This window comes from Streptomyces sp. HNM0645 (assembly GCF_030056615.1).
Lineage (GTDB): Bacteria > Actinomycetota > Actinomycetes > Streptomycetales > Streptomycetaceae > Streptomyces > Streptomyces marianii.
The window spans coordinates 144,856-164,801 of record NZ_JASHLT010000006.1; the positions used below are offsets into that span (position 1 = coordinate 144,856).

Genomic DNA, 19,946 nt, shown 5'->3' on the forward strand with positions numbered 1-19,946 from the left:
GCTCCCGGAACCCGCAGGCCTGATCCCGCCTCCCGCCTCCCGCCTCCCGATCCGTCGATCCGTCGATCCGTCGTACCGTGCGATCGCGGTCCGGCATGCCGTGCCGCGGACCGTCGTGGCGTGTTCGTCCGTCCACCGCCCGGCCGTACGGCGACCGTCCGGGAACCGGCGGAACGGCCGCAGGTGTCTCCTCACGCAGGTGTCCCTCCGAGCGGGTGTCCGCTCCCGGCGACTCCCTCCTGGTGCGGACGGGGTCGCAACAGGCCGGAACGCGGGTGCGATCCGGCCTGATCCCGGCGGGGACGCGGTTGCCTGTGGGCGCCGGCTCGGGGCGCACTATTCTCGTGCGATCGGGCACGCGCACAGATCCGTACGCGCGCACACGTACACGCACACGTGCGTGTACGTCCACGTATGTCGGGGGAGGGGCGCTCGGCCATGGAGCAGCTGGCATCCGGAGATCCGCGCCGCATCGGGGCGTACCGACTGCTGGCCCGCCTGGGCGCCGGCGGCATGGGGCACGTCTATCTGGCCCGCTCCGACCGGGGCCGTACGGTCGCCGTCAAACTGGTACGGCGGGAGCTCGCCGAGCAGGAGGAGTTCCGCAGCCGGTTCCGGCAGGAGGTCGCGGCCGCCCGCCGGGTCGGCGGAGCGTGGACGGCTCCGGTGCTGGACGCGGACACCGAGGCCGAGGTGCCGTGGGTGGCGACGGGCTATGTCGCCGGGCCGTCCCTCCACTCCGTGATCTCCGGCGGACAGGGCGGCCCGGCCCACGGGCCGCTGCCCGAGCACTCCGTACGTACCCTCGCCGCCGGACTGGCCCGTGCGCTGACGGACATCCACAGCGCGGGCATCGTGCACCGCGACCTGAAGCCGTCCAACGTCCTGATCACCATCGACGGGCCCCGGGTCATCGACTTCGGCATCGCCCGCGCCCTGGAGACCGTCGCGGACGGCGGGCTGACCCGCACCGGGGCGCTGGTCGGTTCACCCGGGTTCATGGCCCCCGAACAGGTCCGGGGCGACCGGATCACCCCGGCCTGCGACGTGTTCTGCCTCGGCTCGGTCCTGGCGTACGCGGCGGGCGGGCGGCTGCCGTTCGGCTCCGCGGACAGCGGCGTCCACGCGCAGATGTTCCGCATCGCCGAGGAGGAGCCGGATCTGTCCGGGGTCCCGGAGTCGCTGCGGGAGCTGATACGGGACTGCCTGCGCAAGGAGCCCGGGGCCCGGCCCACGCTGGAGCGGATCCGGGAGCGGGCGGGGGGCGTGTCGGAGGACTCCAGCGTGCCGTGGCTCCCGGGGACCCTGATCGCCCAACTCGGCAGCCACGCGGTGAAACTGCTGGAGGTCGAGCACCCGGAGAGCTTCACGGACACCACGGGGGCAGGCCCTGCGGCAGGGGCGCAGGCGCCCGGATTCGGTCAGCGCTCCCCGGGCACCGCGCAAAGCCCGCCGGCACCGGGTCCCGCCGCGCACGACGCCCCGGCACAGGGCTCCCCGGCGCAGTTCCCCGTCGACGGCGCGCGGGCCGCCGCGGGCGGCACACCACCGCCCGGTGACCTGCCCTCCGCTCCGGGACACCCGGGCGGCGCCCGGGGCGCGACGGGTGTGCCGGGTGTGCACGCCCTTCCCACGATGGCCGGCCCTCCGACTCCTCCCCCGGGCCCGGCGCCCACCCCCACACCGTCCCCGCCTCCCGGATGGGCGACGCACCACCCGGCACCCGCCCCGCGCCCCGCGGCCCCTCCGTACGGCACCTACCCGCAGTTCGGCCCGCCGTCGGTGCCCGGGGCGCAGCGCAGTGACAGACGGGGCACGGTGGCCCTCGTCGCCGTGGCGGTGGTGGTCGCGGTGGCGGCCGGCAGCTCGGTCTACGCGCTCATGAACGGCGAGCACACGACTTCCCCCGCCGCACCGGGCCCGTCGACGTCAGCGCCCCGCTCGCCCGACGCCTCCGGGGGACAAGGCGGGCCGACCGCCGACGACACGCCCGCGACGACGGAGCCCTCCCCCACCGCACGCGCCGGGATCGTGCCGGAGGAGTACACGGGCACCTGGCAGGCCGAGTTCACCACCGCGGACGGCAACACCAACACGCGGATCATGACCATCACCAGCGGCTCCGCCGGCGACACCGTCATGACGCTGACCGGGCGGGGAGCCAACTACGACTGCCGCTGGTCCGCCACCCTGCGCGCCTCCGGCCCGCCCCTCGAACTCGGCCCGACGCAGGTCACCTTCGGCGACCGCCGGAGCTGCTCGCCGGGCCAGTGGAGCCGTCTCGACATGCCCGACGACCGGACGATCGTGCGCGAGCTCGTCGGCTCGGGGGGACAGCCGCTGACATACACGAAGGTGGGCTGAGCCCGAGGCGGGCCGCGGCCGGCCGGGTACGGGCGACACGGGCGGAGCACGGCAGACGCACACCGGGACGTACCGGGGGTGGGGGCGGGCTCAGCGGCGGTTCCAGCGGAGGGCGAGCGTCCCGTCCCCGCCGAGCTCGGGCTCCACCTGGGTGCCGAAAGCGCGCCCGGCCCTGCTCAGCACCTCGCACAGCCATCCGGAGTCCGGCGGCGACGCATGGTGGAGGGTCATCCGCCGCGCCTGCATGGGCACGATCCGCAGGGCCGCCAGCTCGCCGGTAGCCGCGTCCAGCGTGGGGAAGTAGAGCAGCCGCAGGTCGTCGCGGTAACGCTCGTAGCCCGTGATGCCCTCGTAGTCGTCGATGAGGTCGCCGCAGCCGTACAGGATGAGCTTGCCGCGGTGCACCTGGATCGGCCGGGGATGGTGGGAGGAGTGGCCGTGGACGAGGTCCACGCCGCCCTCGACGAGCCGGTGGGCGAAAGCGCTCTGGCTCTGCGACACCCCGTACCCCCAGTTCGATCCCCAGTGGATCGACACGACCGCGAGGTCGCCGGGCTCGCGCACCTCGCGCAGCCGCCGGACGAGCACGTCGGCGCTGCGGACCGACAGGTCGGGGACGTAGTCGACGCCCGGCCTTTCCTCGGCCGCCGCCCAGCGCGAGGGAACCCCGGCCGACGCCATCCCGCACGACAGGACCAGCACCCGGCCCCCGCTCCTGGTGGGGACCGCGACCGGCCGCTGCGCCTCGGCCCGGTCCCGTCCGGCCCCGGCCGGCCCGAGACCGGCGCGGCCGAGCACGTCCACGGTCTCCTCCAGGCCGCGCCGCCCGAAGTCCAGCACGTGGTTGTTGGCGAGCGCGCACACGTCGGGCCGCGCGGCCGCCAGGAACGGCAGGTTGTCCGGGTGCATCCGGTACGTCACCGCCTTGCCCGAGGCGAAGTCGTCGCTGGTCGTGACGCTGCTCTCCAGGTCGATCACACGGACGTCCGGGTCGAACCGGTCCAGCACGCCGAGCGCCGCGCCCCAGGGCCAGGTGTAGTCGACGGGGCGCGGGATCGCCCCGTTCACCGCCTCCGCGAGCGCCACGTAGTCCCGGGCGTCCCGGATGTAGCTCTCCCGCAGCGCGGGATCACCGGGGTGCGGAAGGATCTGGTCGACGCCCCGGCCCGGCATGACGTCGCCGCAGACGAACAGCGTCACGAGATCCCGGCCGTTCATGCGGCAATCTTCCCATGCATGACCGTTTTGTACGGGTACGGATGCGCGGGTGTACGGGAAGGGCCGCCGGCATCAATCCCGTCACACTCCGCAGCCGGGACAGCCCGCCGGCGCGAGCGCCGGAGAGCCCCATGGCGATGCCGGTCCACAGGCCGCCGCCACGGGGACGCTGTCAGCCCAGCAGCTCGCAGGCCGCCGTGCGCAGCAGCAGCGGGTGCACGAAGCGGTCGTTCGCGACGGGCGGGACGCGCCAGGCCAGAGGCCATGTCGGCCCGTCGAGCGCCGGGACGGGTACGTAACCGACGCCTCCGGCAACCGAGTTGTAACGGGTCACCCCGCGCGGCCACGAGCGGTGGGCCGTACTGGCCGCCGGGAGCAGGAAGTAGACGCCGCGGCAGCCGTTCGCCTCGGTGACGATGGGACCGGGGTCGCCGCCCGTCATACGGTCCAGCAGATCGGCCAGTCGGCGTCCGTCGTCGCCGTCGACGCGTACGGCGTCGAAATGCACGCCCGCCTTGCGGAGCCGGAATCCGGAGACCGGGATCCAGTCCATGTCCACTCGTCGATTATCCGTATTCACGGCGACAGTGTGATGCCGCCCGGATAGCGTTCTCCATAGCCTTGCGAGGCAGGTCGGACACCCTTTGACCTGCGCGGACCTGCCTTGATCAAGGTCGAATTCGGCGGGGACGGATTGAGACCGGTTGAGTCCGGTTGAGTCGAATGGTGATCGCAATGGCGCGAGCGGAGAACAAGCAACTGGCGGGTCCGACGGCACGGCTCGTGGCGGACGTCGCCCGCAAGTTGCGCGTACGGAAAGGCTGGACGCAGGAGCAGCTCGGGAAGGAGATCGGCTTCACGGGTTCGGCGGTGAGCGCGATGGAGACGGGCGCGCAGCCGGCGAGCGACGCGATGCTGGTGCAGCTGGAGCGGGTGCTCGGCGACGGGATGGACATCTTCGAGCAGGCGAGGACGTACGTACGGCTGGAGAAGTACCCGGCGCAGTTCAAGGACTACGCGCTGCTGGAGCAGAAGGCGATCGGACTCCATCTGTACGCGACGCTCGTGGTGCACGGACTGTTCCAGACGGAGGACTACGTGCGGGCCCTGATCGGCGGCGGATATCCGCCGCTGCCGGAGCAGCGGGTGGAGGAGCTGGTGGAGGCGCGGTTGGCGCGGCGGGCGCTGTTCGAGCGGGAGCCGGTGGCGCTGATCGAGGTGGTGCTGGAGGAGTCGGTGTTACGGCGGACGATCGGCAGCCATGAGGTCATGCGTGGCCAGATGCGGCACCTTGCGCAGTGCGCGCGGCGGCGTAACGTGACGTTGCAGGTGCTGCCGCTGGAGGCGGGGCTGGGCGGTGAACATGCGGGTGACCGAGGCGGGATGACCCTGGTGGAGACCCCGGAGCACGACCACCTGGTCTATCTGGAGATTCAGGGCGAGAGCCTGCTGATCAAGGACCCCGGAAAGGTGAGTACGTACGCACAGCGTTATGCGAAGATCCGGGCACAGGCCCTGGGTCCTCGTGAATCGCTGGGCCTCATCGAGCAGTTGGCGGGAGAGCAGAGATGACCGACAGCCTGCGCTGGTTCAAGTCGAGCTACAGCGACAGCGGCGGCGGCGAGTGCGTCGAAGTGGCCTTCGACTGGCGCAAGTCGTCCTACAGCAGCGACTGCACCGGCGCCTGCGTCGAGGTCGCCGCCTGCCCCCACGCCGTCCATGTCCGCGACTCCAAGGACCCCGAGGGCCCGGTCTTCACCGTGGCCCCCGGGGCTTGGGCGTCGTTCGTCGGCCACGCCGCCGGGGCGTAGCCGACAGGCCCGGGAGCCGGTCAGTCCTGGGCCGGCATCACCCGGGTCACCTTGCCCTTCAGATCGGCCTCCAGATAGCCGGCGACATGGTCGTCCACGCGATAGACGGCCAGCCCCAGCGGGGTGCCGAAGGTGTCGTCGGCCGGACGGACCAGGACGTAACGCATGGTCGGCCGCTTCACGTTCAGGTCCTTCTCCGCCCGCTTGAGCAGGGCGGGGACGACGTCCCAGTCGAAGTCGTCCAGGCTGAACGGGCGGTCGCCACTGATCAGGGAGCCGCTGATGATGCCCTTCCGCACGCCCTGGCCCGGGCGGTAGGTGTAGCTGTCGTACTTGGTGTCGCTGCCCTTGACCATGATCTCCGCGGACACGTAGTCCGCGTAGACGGTGAAGTCGGCCGCGCGGTCCGTCCCGGTCGCGGCCTTGATCTCCTTCACCGCCGTCCGGATGCCGTCCGGGGTCAGCAGATCGGTCTTCGCGTCGGCCTGGGACGCCGAAGCCGATGCCGAAGGGGCCGCCCCGGACGGTGCGGGCGTGGCGGCCTTCGTCGCGGTCGCGGCGGGGCCGGGTGAACTCGCCGCCTCCTCGCCGCCCTTGCCACCGCCCTCCGGCAGCAGGGTCCACACCAGGGCGCCTGCCAGCACGGTCGCGACGGCGGCCGCGGCGATCGCGACCCGGCCCTTCGCACGGCCGCCCGGTCCCGCCGGCGTCTGCCGTGTGGGGCCCGCCGGATAGGGGGTCGGCGGTCCGACCGGACCCGGCACGGCGTCGTGCGGAGCCGACGGCCCGAAGCCCATCGGCGGCCCGAAGCCCGCGGGCGGTCCGAACCCGCCCGGAGCCGCGGTCGGTGCGGCCGTCCGCCCCGGCGGAGGTGACAGCCGGTACGACGTGGTTCCGCCCGCCCCGCCCGGAGCAGTCGGAACACTCGGCGGACCCGGCGCGCCGGGAGCCGAGTCCCGGCCCTCGGCCGCTTCCGCGAGCATCCGGTCGGCGGTCTCCGCGTCCGCCCGGCCGGCCGGGTCCTTGACGAGCGCGGCGCTCAGGAAACCGGTCAGCGATCCGGCCTGGACAGGCGGCGGAAGCTCCTCGCTGAGGAGGGCCGCCAGCGTCGCGAGGGTGCTGCCCCTGCGCAACGGGTGACGCCCCTCGACGGCGACGTACAGCATCATCGCCAGCGACCACAGATCGGAACCCGGGCCGCCCTCGCTACCGGAGATGCGCTCGGGCGCCATGTAGTCGGGCGTGCCGATGATGGACCCGGTCGCGGTCAGCGCCGTCGACTCCCTGATGGCCGCGATACCGAAGTCGGTGAGGACGGGACGTCCGTCGGGGCGCATCAGGACGTTGGCGGGCTTCACGTCCCGGTGCTGGATGCCGACGTCGTGCGCGGCACGCAGCGCGGCCAGCACCTCGCGGCCGAGACGGGCGGCCTCGGCGGGCGCCAGCGGCCCCTTCTCCAGCCGGTCCTGGAGTGATCCGCCGGTCACCAGCTCCATGACGAGCCACGGGTAGGTGTGCTCCCCGCCGTCCACCACGTGGTGGATGGTCACCACATTGGGGTGGTCGACGCGGGCGAGCGCCCGTGCCTCGCGCAGCACCCGGGCCCGGAGCATCGCCGCGCCCTGCGGGTCGTACTCGGCGAGACCCGGATCGGGCGGCCGTACCTCCTTGAGCGCCACGGACCGGTCCAGGACCAGATCGCGCGCCCGCCACACCATGCCCATACCGCCGCCACCGAGCCGCGCCTCCAGCTCGAAGCGCCCGTCTATGACCCGTCTGCCGGATTCCCCGTCGCTCATGGCCGGGAGCCTACGAGATGCGGGCGGGACGGCCCCGCGCAGGTGGCTCCAACGCCCCGGCCAGGAGCGTCCCACGCCGACGTCGCGCGCGGATCCCACCCAGGAGCTCGCGAAGGCGCCGGGCCGTTCACCAGCAGGCTGACCCGGCGCGGCGCCGAGGGCGGGATCGCGGTCCGGGAGTCGCGTGCGGTGCGCGAACTCGGTACGCACCGGTGGCTACGCCTCACTGCGTGTCAGCCGAATCAGTCGGGGACGGCGGCGCAACGGGCGCACCCACCTGGCCGCCCCGCGGGCCGGGAACGACGGAGCGGGCGGCACGGGCCGCCCACTCCTGCCGATCCGCCGAACGCGTCAGCAGTACAGGTTCCCGCCCGTCGGCACGCCGAGGATCCGGGTGAAGCGCTGGTAGTTGTTCACACGGCTCTGGACCTGCGCCGGGTTCTTGCCGTCGCACTCCAGGGAGCCGTTGATCGAGCGGATCGAGTGGCCGAACCCGGCCTGGCTGACCATGGCGTTGTGGCCGGTCATCGTGCCGGGGCCGCTCTGGGTGTTCCAGTACCAGAGGCCGGTCTTCCAGGCGACGGCGGACTCCCGCTCCACGCGCCAGGGGTTGCCCAGCAGGTCGATGCCGAGGGCGTCACCGGCGGCCTTGTAGTTGAAGTTCCAGCTGAGCTGGATCGGGCCGCGGCCGTAGTAGGCGGCCTGGCCCGCCGGGCAGCCGTAGGGCTGGCCGCGGTCGCAGTAGTGCGGATAGTTGGCGGTGTTCTGCTCCACGATGTGGACCAGGCCGCCCGTCTCGTGCGCGACGTTGGCGAGGAAGGCGGCGGCCTCCTGCTTCCGGACCGTGTCGCTGCCGGTCTTGGCGAAGGCCGGGTACGCACTCATCGCCGCGGTCAGCCCGCTGTACGTGTAGAAGGAATTCCGGTTCGGGAACATCTGGTTGAACTGCGACTCGCTGACGACGAAGCCCGAGGGATCCGGGTTCGGGTTGCCGCCACCGCCGCCGCAGGCGCCCCGGTCGGCCCAGACCTCGGCGGAACCGGGGGTCTCGTTCTGGGTCCACCACCTGGCCTGCCAGTTGCGGCCGTTGTGGGACGCGGTCATGCCGCCGGTGTAGACGGACGAGGAGTTCCAGGCCGCGGCGCATGCGGCCGCGGACGCGGTCGAGGGGACGAGGGCAGTGAGTCCGAGCACCGCCACGAAGGCGGCGAGCAGGGTGATGATGCGACGCGACAACGTTATCGTCCTTTCCCTGTGGGGGCTGTGGGGGATGCGGGGCGGGGGAGGAACGCGGGACGGGATTCCCAAGTCGTGTCGCCCTATGGCGTGTTGAGCACTGAACAGGTATTGGTCTGAACCTGTCAAGGTCTAGACCAGGACTGGACCAGGAATGGCCTGAACCCCGCCTCCCCGTTGCCGCGGCGGGCACCGGGGGGGGCGTACAGAAGGGAGTTCGGCGTCGAGGGGCCGGCCCGTGCGGCACCGCCCGTCGCGCACGGTCACGGTCGTCCACGGCGGGAGACGGACCCCCGGTCAGAAGCACCGTCCCGTCGCGCAGGAGCACGGCTCCGCGGGACGGGGCCCCCGCGCGGTGCGCGGGGGCCGTCCGGCCGTGCGTCATCGCCCGCCGGGGCGGGCCGGTCGGCCGGGGCGGCCCGGGAAACCCCGGGCCGCGCAGCGCCGTCCTGTGCCAGACTCGGGCGCGTGAGCCGACGACATTGACGCACGGCAGCAGGTCCTGGAACGGGCAGTCGCGGACCGCCGCGGCGGGTGAGCACCCGGCGTCCCCGTCCGTTCCGCAGAAGGACCACCACCCATGCCCCTCACTTCGTCCTGCCCTCCCCCGCTCCGGGCCGGTGTGCGCCGGCTCGAGCGAACGCTCTACCTCTACGCGGGACTCGAGGACTTCGTCCTGCTCTACCCCGTCTACGCACTGCTCTTCGCCCGGCACGGCCTGGACACCGCCCAGATCTCGTCCCTGTTCGCCCTCTGGTCACTGACCGGACTGCTGGTCGAGGTCCCGTCGGGTGTCTGGGCCGACACCGTGTCCCGCAGGCTGATGACCGTCACCGGGCCGCTGCTCACGGCTGCCGGGTTCGCCCTGTGGGTCCTGTTCCCCTCGTACGGCGCGTACGCCGCCGGATTCGTGCTGTGGGGTGCCGGGGGGTCGCTCCGCTCCGGTGCCATGGAGGCCCTGGTTCACGACGAGCTCGAACGGCTCGGTGCCGCTTCACGCTACGGCCGGATCATGGGGCGCGCCGCCGCCGTGAGCATGGGCGCGACCGCCACGGCCACCGCGGTGGCGGCACCGGCCTTCGCCTGGGGCGGCGAGCTGCTGGTCGGCGCGGCCGGCGTCGCCGCCTGTCTGCTGTGCGCCGCCGTGGGCGCGACGCTGCCCGAACACCGAGGGCCCACCGACCGGGGTGCACAACGGCGCACTCGCCGCGGGGCGTACACGGCGGCCCTGCGGGCGGGGTTCACCGAGGTGCGCGGCAGCCGTCGGGTGCGGCACGCCCTGCTGCTGTCCGTCGTCGTCACCTCGGTCTGGGGCGCGCTCGACGAGTACGTACCACTGCTGGCCGCCGCCACCGGTGTCGCGACGGCGACGGTCCCGCTGCTGGTCCTGGTGGTCTGGGTCGGGGTGACGGTCGGTTCGCTGCTGGTGGGGCCGGGCGAGCGGCTCTCCGGGCGGGCGCTCGGGGCCGCCGTCGCGGCGGGCGCCGCGGCGCTCGCCGCGGGTGCGCTGAACGGCGGCCCCGGTGGGTTCGTCCTGGTGGGGGCGGCGTTCCTGGTCTTCCAGCTGACCGATGTGCTGGCCGACGCCCGGCTGCAGGAGGCGATCACCGGCCCGAGCCGGGCCACCGTGACCTCCCTCGCGGGTCTCGGGACGGGACTCACCACACTGCTGGTCTACGGGACGTACGCGGGGCTGTCCGCTCACGCGCCGCACGGCACCGTGTTCGCCCTGCTCGCCCTGCCGTACCTGGCGGTCGCCGCGGCGCTCGGCAGGACACGGACGTGAGGCGGAACGGACGTGAGGCGGGGAACGGACGTGGGCCCGGGGGACGCCGCCGGGAGAGCAGACGCGGAAGCCGCGGGCCGGTCTCAGCCGCGGCCCCGGGGAGAGGCCGAGGGCCGGGCGGAGGCCGCGTGAGCGGCGAACAGGCCGGTGGCCGGCGAGCACTCGGCTCACCGGCCACCGGCCGTGGTAACGGCGACGTGCCGCGAGGGGTCCCGCGGACCTACAGGAACGAGTTGATCTCGATCGTCTCGTCACGGCCCGGGCCGACGCCGATCGCGGAGATCGGCGCCCCGGACATCTCCTCCAGGGCCTTCACATAACCCTGCGCGTTCTTCGGCAGGTCGGCGAAGGACTTGGCCTTGGTGATGTCCTCGGACCAGCCCGGCAGGTACTCGTAGACCGGCTTGGCGTGGTGGAAGTCGGTCTGCGAGTACGGCAGCTCCTCGACGCGCCTGCCGTCGATCTCGTACGCGACGCAGACCGGGATCTGCTCCCAGCCGGTCAGCACGTCGAGCTTGGTGAGGAAGAAGTCGGTCAGTCCGTTGACGCGGGTCGCGTAGCGGGCGATGACCGCGTCGAACCAGCCGCAGCGGCGGTCGCGGCCGGTGGTGACACCGCGCTCACCGCCGATGCGGCGCAGCGCCTCGCCGTCCTCGTCGAACAGCTCGGTCGGGAACGGGCCGGCGCCGACACGGGTCGTGTAGGCCTTGAGGATGCCGATGACCCGGCTGATCTTCGTCGGGCCCACGCCCGCGCCCGTGCAGGCGCCGCCCGCCGTCGGGTTCGAGGAGGTGACGAAGGGATACGTGCCGTGGTCCACGTCGAGGAGCGTGCCCTGGCCGCCCTCGAAGAGGACGACCTTGCCGTCGTCGAGGGCGTTGTTCAGGATCAGCGTGGTGTCGGCGACGTACGGCCGGATCTGGTCGGCGAAGCCGAGCATCTCCTCGACGACGCGGTCCGTCTCGATGGCGCGGCGGTTGAAGACCTTGGCCAGGAGCTGGTTCTTCTGCTCCAGCGCCGCCTCGACCTTCTGCGTCAGGATCGACTCGTCGTACAGGTCCTGGACCCGGATGCCGACTCGGTTGATCTTGTCGGCGTACGTCGGGCCGATGCCGCGGCCGGTGGTGCCGATCTTGCGCTTGCCGAGGAAGCGTTCCGTCACCTTGTCGAGCGTGACGTTGTACGAGGTGATCAGATGGGCGTTTCCGCTGATCAGAAGCTTGGACGTGTCGACGCCACGCTCGTTCAGCCCGCTCAGCTCGGAGAGCAGGACCGCCGGGTCGACGACGACTCCGTTGCCGATGACCGGGGTGCATCCCGGCGAGAGGATTCCGGAAGGGAGGAGGTGGAGCGCATACTTCTGGTCACCGACCACCACGGTGTGGCCGGCGTTGTTACCACCCTGGTAACGCACCACGTAATCCACGGATCCACCGAGGAGGTCGGTGGCCTTTCCCTTGCCTTCGTCACCCCACTGAGCACCGAGCAGCACAAGTGCGGGCACAGGCGTACACCCCTTCCGGGCGGGGCATGTCCATGGTCGGGGGCCTGAGCCGCCAACCGGTGTGCCCCGGAATAGACGAAGCCCCTGGCGCAATAGCGCAAGGGGCTCTTGCACAAAGATGCTACCCGAGGAAGGACCGAGGTGTCGGCTCCCGACCAGCTCCTGGTGGTCATCGACCCGGTCGCCCGCCGTTTCGACGGCGAGTCCGTTCGTATCGCGAAGGATGTGCTGTGTGCCGGATCGGCGGCGAAGATCTGCCTGCCCGACGGTCCCGAGGAATTTTCCCGTGCCCTCGCCCGCAGGGGGTCCCGGCGCCCCGTCGTGATCGGTGACGACCGCGCGCTGCTGCGCACCGTGGGCCTGCTGCACCGGGCGCGGGAGCTCGCCGACGAGGCCCTTTCGCTGGTCCCGGTCGGGGGCGGCACGTCCGTGGAAGTGGCCCGGTCGCTGGGTGTGCCGACCGGCGCGGTGGCGGCCGCCCGGGCGGTCCTCGACGGAGCCGCTCATCCGCTGGACCTGCTCGCCGACGACAGCGACGGGGTGGTGCTGGCCGATCTGCACATCCCGGCGGGTCCTGCCGCCGCGGGGGCACCGGGGCGGACCGGCTCGGTGTGGCACACCTGCCGCTCCCTGGTGCGCACGTTCGTCCGTCCCGTTCCACCGGCGCCTCCGGGTGTACGGACGCACCGGCTGCGGGTGGAGGCGGACGGAGTGCTGCTGAGCGATCTGGACGAGCCGGTCGAGGACGTACGCGTCCGCGCGGCCGAAGGCGCCGCGGAGGTGACCGTGCACCGCAGATCCGACCCGGGCCCCGTACGGAGCCTGGCCAAGGTCGTCACCGTCTCGGGTGCCGACTTCCGCTACCGCGCAGACGCCCTCGTCGCCGGACCGGTCCGGCGACGCACCTGGACCCTGCGGCCCCGGGCGTGGTCACTGACCCTGCCGGGGCCGCGGACCGCCGGGGAGTGACGTGACCGTCCGCCGGCGCCCGCCACCGCATCCTTCGGCGGGCGCCGTACCGGTGCCGTCGTACGCGCGCGCCGTACGGACGGGGTCGGGTGCTGTGGGGCGGCCGGTTCTCTCAGCGACGCATCGCGTCGGCGAGGGCCGCCGGTACGGTGACCCGGACGGCCGGTCCGTCATGGCCGTCGGCGGCCGTCCTCCGGACCGGGGAGTGCCGCATCGCCGTGGAGCCGGGAACCCGTGTCAGGGACGGTCGAGCATCCGCTCGCGGTGCTCCCGCCAGCGCTCCATCATCGCCGTGAGCTCGTCCTGGACGAAGTCGAAGAACGCGACGGTCTCCGCGAGCCGGCGGCCCGCCGGCGTCTCGGCGCCGAGGCTCGTCACCCCTTCTCGCAGGGATTCCGACCAGCGCTTCAGAACGGCATCGCGGTTGGTGAGCGCCTCGTACCACTGGTCGCTGTGGACCCGGTAGCGCTCGCGGCGGGAACCGGGCTCGCGTTCCCGCGAGACCATGTGCTGCTGCGACAGATAGCGCACGGCGCCGGACACCGCCGCAGGGCTGACCTGCAGTTGCTCTCCGAGCTCGGCGGAGGTCAGCGCGCCGGAGTCGGAGGAGAGCAGCGCGGCGAAGACCCTGGCGGGCATGCGCGTCATGCCGGCCTCGACGAGCTGGGCCGCGAAGCGTTCCACGAAGCGCGAGACCGCCTCTGCGTCCCTGGCCTTCTCCGTCATCGGCGTCATCCCCGGATCATCTCCCCTGTTCACGGACCCGGATCCGAGTTTATACGCTTCCTTAACTTCACAAACTTATGAAGATAGCTTAGCTTCTGAATCATGACGAAGGCCATCAGTGTCGCCGGACTGCACAAGTCGTTCGGCCGGGCACTCGCACTGGACGGTCTCGACCTGTCGGTCGGAACCGGCGAGGTCCACGGCTTCCTCGGGCCCAACGGCGCCGGGAAGTCCACCACCATCCGCATCCTGCTGGGACTGCTGCGCGCCGACTCCGGCGCAGCCCGGCTGCTGGGCATGGATCCCTGGAGGGACGCCGTCGAACTGCACCGCCGGATCGCGTACGTCCCCGGGGACGTGACGCTCTGGCGCAACCTGTCCGGCGGCGAGGTCATCGACCTCTACGGCCGGCTGCGCGGCGGACTCGACAGGGCACGCCGGAACCGGCTGACCGAGCGGTTCGAGCTCGACCCCACCAAGAAGGGGCGTACGTACTCCAAGGGCAACCGTCAGAAGGTGGCCCTGGTCGCCGCGTTCGCCTCCGAGGTCGACGTGCTGATCCTGGACGAACCGACGAGCGGGCTCGACCCGCTGATGGAGGAGGTCTTCCAGAGCTGCGTCGCCGAGGAGCGCGACCGCGGCCGGACGGTCCTGCTCTCGAGCCATGTGCTCAGCGAGGTCGAGGCGCTGTGCGACCGTGTCAGCATCATCCGCAAGGGGCGGACGGTGGAGAGCGGTTCGCTCGCCGACCTGCGGCACCTCACCCGCACCAGCGTCAGCGCCGATCTCGCGGGCCCGCCCGACGGGCTCGCACGACTGCCCGGTGTGCACGACCTCGACGTCCAGGGCCCGGCCGTCTCCTCCGAAGGCGCCGGATGCCGGGTGCGGTTCCAGGTCGACACGGACAAGCTGGATCCGGTGCTGCGCTCGCTCACCGAGTCGGGTGTGCGGTCGCTGACCAGCACCCCGCCCACGCTGGAGGAGCTGTTCCTCCGCCACTACCAAACCGATGCACACGGCACGGGCACGGGCGCGGAAGAGGCGATGTCACGATGACCGCCGTCGCACGGACCACGGCACTCCCCTCGCACAGGGGCGGAGCACGGCCACTGGCGGGCACGGGGACACTGGTCAGGCTCGCCCTGCGCCGCGACCGGCTCATGCTGCCCATCTGGGTGGTGGTGATCGGCGCGATGGTCGTCAGCGGTGTCGGATCGCTCCAGACGCTGTACGACACCGCCGCCAAGCGCACACAGCTCGCCGAGTCGATGTCCGCGAACAGCTCACTGCGCAGCCTTTACGGGCCGGTGTTCGACGACAGCATCGGAGGGCTGGTCGCCTGGCGGTTCGCCACCTTCGCCGCCGTGCTCGCGGCGGTGATGAGCCTGATCATCGTGGTCCGCCACACCCGAGAGGAGGAGGAAACAGGACGTCAGGAACTGATCTCGTCGGCGATGGTGGGGCGACGGGCGCCGCTCACCGCGGCTCTTCTCACCGCGGTGATCGCCAACACGTCGGTCGCGCTGCTGATCACCGCCGGGCTGTCAGGGCAGGGATCCGCGGGCGCGCTCGCCCTCGGGCTCGCGGTGGGTGGGACCGGCGTGCTGTTCGCCACGACGGCGGCGATCGTCGCCCAGCTGACCGAGAGCGCCAGGCCCGCCAAGGGAATGACGGCCGGCGTGCTGGGGCTTGCGTTCGTGCTGCGTGCGGCGGGTGACGCGAGCACCGTCGACGGATCGTCCGTGCTGACCTGGCTCTCGCCGATCGGCTGGGCCGAGAACGTCCGGGCCTTCGGCGGCGAGCGCTGGTGGGTGATCCTGCTGATCGCCGCCGCCGGAGGTGTCCAGGGTGTCATCGCGTACACGCTGGCCGGGCGACGCGACGTCGGCATGAGCTTCCTGCCGACCCGTCCCGGACCGACCGAGGGGAAGCTCACCACTGCGGGCGGGCTCGCCTGGCGGCTGCAACGCGGCACCCTGCTCGGCTGGGCAGGGGGCTTCCTGCTCGCCGGGATCGTCTTCGGCGGGATGGCGAGCGGCGCGGCCGACATGGTCGGCGACAACGAGCAGGCCAAGGAGATCTTCCAGCGGATGGGCGGGCAGTCGGCACTCACCGACGCCTTCCTCGCCGCGATGGTCGGCATGTTCGGGCTGATCGCCGCCCTGTACGCGGTCGGGTCCGTCCTGCGCATGCACGGCGAGGAGACCTCCCAGCGCGCGGAACCGGTCCTCGCGAACGCCGTCGGCAGGACCGCCTGGGCCGCCGGTCATCTGGCCGTCGCCTTCGGCGGCACCGTACTGATCATGCTGCTCGCCGGGGCGGGCCTGGCCCTCGGCCACGGCGGGGACCTGCCCGCGATCACGGGCGCCGCGCTCGCCCAGGTGCCGGCCGTGTGGACGCTCGCGGGCGTGGCGCTGCTGCTGTACGGGGCCGTCCCCAGGGCTGCGGCGGCGGGCTGGGCCGTGGCGGGGCTGTGCCTCGCGCTCGGCTGGGTCGGCCCGGCACTCGACCTGCCCCGGGCCGTGCTGGACCTCTCGCCCTTCGGCCATCTGCCGAGGCTCCCGGGGCCACGGATGGACTGGCCGCCGGTGCTGCTGCTGACGGCGCTGGCAGTGGCCCTGGTGGCCGCCGGACTCGCGGCCTTCCGCCGCCGGGACCTGCAGACCTGACCACCGCCCTCCCGGGCACCCGGCGTCCCAACCGTCGTGGAGCGGGGGCGCCGAGGCCCACCCCGCCGGTCTCCGGAACCACCGGGGACGCTCCCGCGTCCGTGGCAGTCATGAGGGAAGAGACCAAGGGCTCCGCGGGCTGCCTCCTCGCGGCCGGGGGCGCGGCCACCGCGCTGCTCGCCTGGGCACCACTGGCCAGGATCAGCATCGACGGCGGCTTCGAGCATTGGCACCGGGACCTGAGCGTGCTCTACGTCGACCTCCCCCTGATCGCCCTGGGCGGAGCACTGCTGCCGCTCGCCGTCTGGGCCGCCGGTCTGCGGTGGCTGCACCGCCCCTGGCTCGCCGCGGTGGCCGCGGTGGCCGTGCTCGCCCTCGGTGTCTGGGGCCTGACCAGCTGGTGGATACCGTACGAGCGACCGGAGTTCGTCTACTGAGACCGCACGCACGGGAGCACCTCACAGCTCCACGCGCAGCTCCCGCAGCCCTCTGATCACATAGCCCGGCTTCCACTCCGGCTCCGCCGCGAGCCGCATCGTCGGTGCCTGCCGCAGCAGTTCGCCGAAGGAGGCGGTCAGTTCGACCCGGGCCAGGGGAGCGCCCAGGCAGTAGTGGATTCCGGCTCCGAACGTGATGTGCGGGTTGTCGGCGCGGCCGAGGTCGAGGTCGCCGGGGCGCTCGAAGCGGGACGGATCCCGGTTGGCCGAGCCGAAGAGCAGGGCCAGCTCCGAGCCTCGCGGGACGACCGTGCCGCCGATCTCGATGTCGTCGAGCACCCAGCGCTCGAACATCTGGAGCGGGGTGTCGTACCGCATCAGCTCTTCCACGGCCGTGGACAGCAGCGCGTGGTCGGCCCGCAGCCGCGCCAGTTCGCCCGGGTGGCGGAACAGCGTCCACCAGCCGTTGGCGGTGGTGTTGACGGTCGCCTCGTGACCCGCGTTGAGCAGCAGCACGCAGGTGGACACCAGCTCCTGCTCACTGAGCGTCTCCCCCTCGTCGTGCGCCGAGATCAGCGCCGAGACCAGGTCCCCGCCCGGCTCGGCGCGGCGCGCGGCGATCAGCTCCCGCAGATACGCGGAGAACTCCACCGAGGCCCGGACGGCGCGCGCCGCGGTCTCCTCGGACGGGTTCAGCTCGAACATCCCGCAGATGTCCGCGGACCAGGGCCGCAGCAGGCCCCGGTCGGACTCCGGTATCCCCAGCATCTCCGCGATGACCGCGACCGGCAGCGGCTCGGCGACCTCCGCCAGCAGGTCGCCGCCGCCGTTCTTCACCAGCCCGGCCACCAGTTCGGCGGCCAGCCTGCGCACGGTCGGCTCCAGCGCCTGCACCGTGCGGGGGGTGAACGCCTTGGTCACCAGCCGCCGGATCCGCGTGTGGTCGGGTGCCTCCAGGTCCAGCAACCCGTTGTCGTTCAGCGTGTGGAAGGGCTCGTGCCCCGGCGGCGGGGGCGTGCGCCCGAACTCCTCGTGCGTGAAGCGGTGCAGATACGTACGGCCGAGCCGGCGGTCCCGCAGCAGCGCGGACACGTTGGCGTGGTGCGGCACGAGCCACTGCCGCGTGGGCTCGAACCAGTGCACCCGCCCCCGGGCGCGGAGTTCGGCGTATGCCGGATACGGGTCCGCGGTGAAGGCGGGCGACCAGGGAGCGAAGACAGCGGCATCCATACGCGGACGCTAGCCGCCCGCGGCGCGGTTCGGGAGGGGTCCCCGGGTGGTTCGATGAGGGAGGTCACCATGCGTGCCGACCCGACCGCGCCGGGTCACCACCGCACATACCGTCCTGGAGGCACCGATCCTGTCCACCCCCCTCGCGGAGGCACTGTCCGTCCTCCTGCTGCTCCTCGTGCTCGCCTGCGCGGTGGCCAGGCCCTTCGGCCTGCCGGAAGCCGCCGTCGCCGTACCGGCGGCCGCCGTGCTGATCGCCGCCGGCGCGATCTCCCCGGGTCACGCGGCCGAGGAGGCGGCACGACTCGGCCCGGTGATCGGCTTCCTGGCCGCGGTACTGGTACTGGCCCGGTTGTGCGACGACGAAGGGCTGTTCCGTGCCTGCGGTGCCTGGATGGCGCGGCGGTCGGCGGGGCGGCCGGGGCGGCTGCTCGCGTCCGTCTTCGGGCTCGCCTCGGTGATCACCGCGGTGCTCAGCCTCGACGCGACGGTCGTGCTGCTCACCCCCGTCGTCTTCGCGACCGCCGCCCGGATGGGCGTCAGGCCGAAGCCCCACGTCTACGCGTGCACCCATCTGTCGAACACGGCATCGCTGCTGCTGCCCGTGTCCAACCTGACGAACCTGCTGGCGTTCTCGGCCAGCGGTCTGGGCTTCACCCGGTTCGCCGGGCTGATGGCCCTGCCGTGGCTGGCCGCGATCGCCGTCGAGTACGTCGTCCTCCGCCGGTTCTTCGCCGCGGACCTGAACACCGGGGCCGGCGCCGGGACGTCCGGCGCACCCGTCGCCCTGCCGGTCTTCGCGCTCGCCACCGTGGGCTGCACACTGGCCGGCTTCGTCGCAGCCTCCGCGCTGGGTCTCGAACCCGCCTGGGCGGCCGCCGCGGGAGCACTCGTCCTCGGCGTCCACGCGGCCGCCCGCAGGCGCAGCACCGTGCGCGGCATCGTGAACGCCGCCTCCCTGCCGTTCCTCGCGTTCGTCCTCGGACTCGGCATCGTGGTCCGCGCGGTCGTCGACAACGGTCTCGCGGACGTCCTCGGGCAGATCGTCCCGTCCGGCACGTCGCTGCCGGAACTGCTCGCGCTCGCGGCCCTGGCCGCCCTGCTCGCCAATCTGATCAACAATCTGCCCGCGGTGCTGGTGCTGCTCCCCCTGGCCGCCCCCGCCGGACCCGGCGCGGTGCTGGCCGTCCTGCTGGGCGTCAACATCGGCCCCAATCTGACCTACGCGGGATCGCTGGCCACGCTGCTGTGGCGCCGGATCCTGCACCAGCACGAACACGAGGTGGACCTCGGAGAGTTCACCCGGCTCGGTCTGCTCACGGTACCGGCCGCACTCGTGCTGTCGGTCGTGGCACTGTGGGCGTCACTGCTCGTGCTCCAAGGCCCGGGAGGCTGATTCCCATGCCCGTGATCGCCTGGATCGTCGAGGGCACCTGGCCCGCGTGCGTCGAGGCCGTGCGCGCCCGTGCCGCCGAGGGCGAGGACGTGACGCTGCTGCACGTCAGCGAACCGGCCTCGGCGGGCGTCGCGCACGGAGCGTTCGCCGGACTGCTCGGGCGGGGCCACCACGAGGACGATCCGGGGGACCGGGTGGAGAGCCTCGGGGCCGACTCCGCCGTACGGCTGCTCGCCATGGCGGCGGAGCGGTTCGGCCGGCCGTGCACACGGCTGGAACGCACCGGCCGGGCGGAGCGGGAGGTCGTCGCTGCGGCCGAGGGCGCCGATCTGCTCGTCGTCGCCAGGGACGGGGACCGCGGGCACCTCGGGCCGCGCAGCCTGGGCCCGGCCGCGCGGTTCGTCGTGGACCACGCCCCCTGCCCCGTACTGCTCGTGTGGCCGGAACCGGCGCCGGAGCTCGGGAGCCTGCCGCCGGAACCGACGCACCCGCCCGGCACACCACCGCGGCCCCCGGATCCCCCGCCGCACGAGCCCGGACCGCCGCCCGGAGCGCCCCCGCACGCCCCGCCACATGCACCGGGACCGCCCGGCACACCACCGCGGCCCCCGGATCCCCCGCCGCACGAGCCCGGACCGCCGCCCGGAGCGCCCCCGCACGCCCCGCCACATGCACCGGGACCGCCCGGCACACCACCGCGGCCCCCGGATCCCCCGCCGCGCCCGCCGCGCTGAGCCGCCCCACCCGCCCGAACCCCGCCCGCCGTCCGCGACGTGCGCAGACCTCCCGTGGGGTACGCCC

The 19,946-nt window shown here is 72.8% G+C and carries 17 protein-coding genes; 10 read left to right on the top strand and 7 right to left on the bottom strand.

Features of this window, described 5'->3' with window-relative positions; translation table 11 throughout:
• Positions 1-438 precede the first annotated feature (438 nt).
• Positions 439-2,364, top strand: coding sequence for a serine/threonine-protein kinase (locus QMZ92_RS05605; RefSeq protein ID WP_283296114.1), 1,926 nt, complete (start codon positions 439-441; stop codon positions 2,362-2,364).
• A gap of 90 nt (positions 2,365-2,454) precedes the next feature.
• Here QMZ92_RS05605 and QMZ92_RS05610 read toward each other — a convergent pair whose 3' ends face one another.
• Together QMZ92_RS05610 and QMZ92_RS05615 are read right to left on the bottom strand one after the other, a co-directional pair.
• Positions 2,455-3,582, bottom strand: coding sequence for a CapA family protein (locus QMZ92_RS05610; RefSeq protein ID WP_283296115.1), 1,128 nt, complete (start codon positions 3,580-3,582; stop codon positions 2,455-2,457).
• Positions 3,583-3,754: 172 nt separating this feature from the next.
• Positions 3,755-4,135 carry a hypothetical protein gene (locus QMZ92_RS05615; protein ID WP_283296164.1) on the bottom strand — a complete coding sequence of 127 codons (381 nt, stop codon included), beginning with the start codon at positions 4,133-4,135 and terminating at the stop codon, positions 3,755-3,757.
• Between the two features lie 182 nt (positions 4,136-4,317).
• Between QMZ92_RS05615 and QMZ92_RS05620 the strand changes: the two genes are divergently transcribed.
• On the top strand, positions 4,318-5,154 hold the full coding sequence (locus QMZ92_RS05620) for a helix-turn-helix domain-containing protein (RefSeq protein ID WP_283296116.1): 837 nt from the start codon (positions 4,318-4,320) through the stop codon (positions 5,152-5,154).
• Positions 5,151-5,393, top strand: coding sequence for a DUF397 domain-containing protein (locus QMZ92_RS05625; protein ID WP_283296117.1), 243 nt, complete (start codon positions 5,151-5,153; stop codon positions 5,391-5,393). The genes QMZ92_RS05620 and QMZ92_RS05625 overlap by 4 nt, the downstream gene beginning before the upstream one ends.
• A 20-nt stretch (positions 5,394-5,413) precedes the next feature.
• Here the strand turns inward: QMZ92_RS05625 and QMZ92_RS05630 are convergent, their stop codons facing one another.
• Positions 5,414-7,192 carry a serine/threonine-protein kinase gene (locus tag QMZ92_RS05630; protein WP_283296118.1) on the bottom strand — a complete coding sequence of 593 codons (1,779 nt, stop codon included), beginning with the start codon at positions 7,190-7,192 and terminating at the stop codon, positions 5,414-5,416.
• A gap of 351 nt (positions 7,193-7,543) precedes the next feature.
• Entirely contained in the window at positions 7,544-8,428 is an 885-nt protein-coding gene (locus QMZ92_RS05635) for a glycoside hydrolase family 19 protein (RefSeq protein ID WP_283296119.1), read from the bottom strand.
• 580 nt (positions 8,429-9,008) lie between these two features.
• Here QMZ92_RS05635 and QMZ92_RS05640 point away from each other — a divergent pair.
• Positions 9,009-10,214: an MFS transporter gene (locus QMZ92_RS05640; protein WP_283296120.1), complete on the top strand. Its 1,206-nt coding sequence runs from the start codon at positions 9,009-9,011 to the stop codon at positions 10,212-10,214.
• A gap of 220 nt (positions 10,215-10,434) precedes the next feature.
• On the opposite strand, the gene QMZ92_RS05645 is transcribed toward QMZ92_RS05640, so the two are convergent.
• Complete coding sequence (locus QMZ92_RS05645; RefSeq protein ID WP_283296121.1) at positions 10,435-11,718, bottom strand: adenylosuccinate synthase; 1,284 nt, start codon at positions 11,716-11,718, stop codon at positions 10,435-10,437.
• 141 nt (positions 11,719-11,859) lie between these two features.
• Between QMZ92_RS05645 and QMZ92_RS05650 the strand changes: the two genes are divergently transcribed.
• Complete coding sequence (locus tag QMZ92_RS05650) at positions 11,860-12,687, top strand: diacylglycerol kinase family protein (protein WP_283296122.1); 828 nt, start codon at positions 11,860-11,862, stop codon at positions 12,685-12,687.
• Between the two features lie 237 nt (positions 12,688-12,924).
• On the opposite strand, the gene QMZ92_RS05655 is transcribed toward QMZ92_RS05650, so the two are convergent.
• Complete coding sequence (locus tag QMZ92_RS05655) at positions 12,925-13,422, bottom strand: GbsR/MarR family transcriptional regulator (protein ID WP_502961995.1); 498 nt, start codon at positions 13,420-13,422, stop codon at positions 12,925-12,927.
• Between the two features lie 93 nt (positions 13,423-13,515).
• Here QMZ92_RS05655 and QMZ92_RS05660 point away from each other — a divergent pair, with 93 nt between their 5' ends.
• The 3 genes from QMZ92_RS05660 to QMZ92_RS05670 all read left to right on the top strand — a co-directional run bounded on the left by QMZ92_RS05660 (position 13,516) and on the right by QMZ92_RS05670 (position 16,519).
• The gene (locus QMZ92_RS05660; protein ID WP_283296123.1) at positions 13,516-14,469 is read left to right on the top strand and encodes an ABC transporter ATP-binding protein; all 954 of its coding nucleotides are present in this window, start codon (positions 13,516-13,518) and stop codon (positions 14,467-14,469) included.
• The gene (locus QMZ92_RS05665; RefSeq protein WP_283296124.1) at positions 14,466-16,082 is read left to right on the top strand and encodes an ABC transporter permease; all 1,617 of its coding nucleotides are present in this window, start codon (positions 14,466-14,468) and stop codon (positions 16,080-16,082) included. The genes QMZ92_RS05660 and QMZ92_RS05665 overlap by 4 nt, the downstream gene beginning before the upstream one ends.
• Positions 16,083-16,192: 110 nt before the next feature.
• Positions 16,193-16,519, top strand: coding sequence for a hypothetical protein (locus QMZ92_RS05670; RefSeq protein WP_283296125.1), 327 nt, complete (start codon positions 16,193-16,195; stop codon positions 16,517-16,519).
• A gap of 21 nt (positions 16,520-16,540) precedes the next feature.
• On the opposite strand, the gene QMZ92_RS05675 is transcribed toward QMZ92_RS05670, so the two are convergent.
• Complete coding sequence (locus QMZ92_RS05675; RefSeq protein WP_283296126.1) at positions 16,541-17,749, bottom strand: cytochrome P450; 1,209 nt, start codon at positions 17,747-17,749, stop codon at positions 16,541-16,543.
• Positions 17,750-17,879: 130 nt separating this feature from the next.
• On the opposite strand from QMZ92_RS05675, the gene QMZ92_RS05680 reads away from it, so the two are divergent.
• Positions 17,880-19,145, top strand: coding sequence for an SLC13 family permease (locus tag QMZ92_RS05680; protein ID WP_283296166.1), 1,266 nt, complete (start codon positions 17,880-17,882; stop codon positions 19,143-19,145).
• A 5-nt stretch (positions 19,146-19,150) separates the two neighbouring features.
• On the top strand, positions 19,151-19,879 hold the full coding sequence (locus QMZ92_RS05685; protein ID WP_283296127.1) for a universal stress protein: 729 nt from the start codon (positions 19,151-19,153) through the stop codon (positions 19,877-19,879).
• Positions 19,880-19,946: the final 67 nt, after the last annotated feature.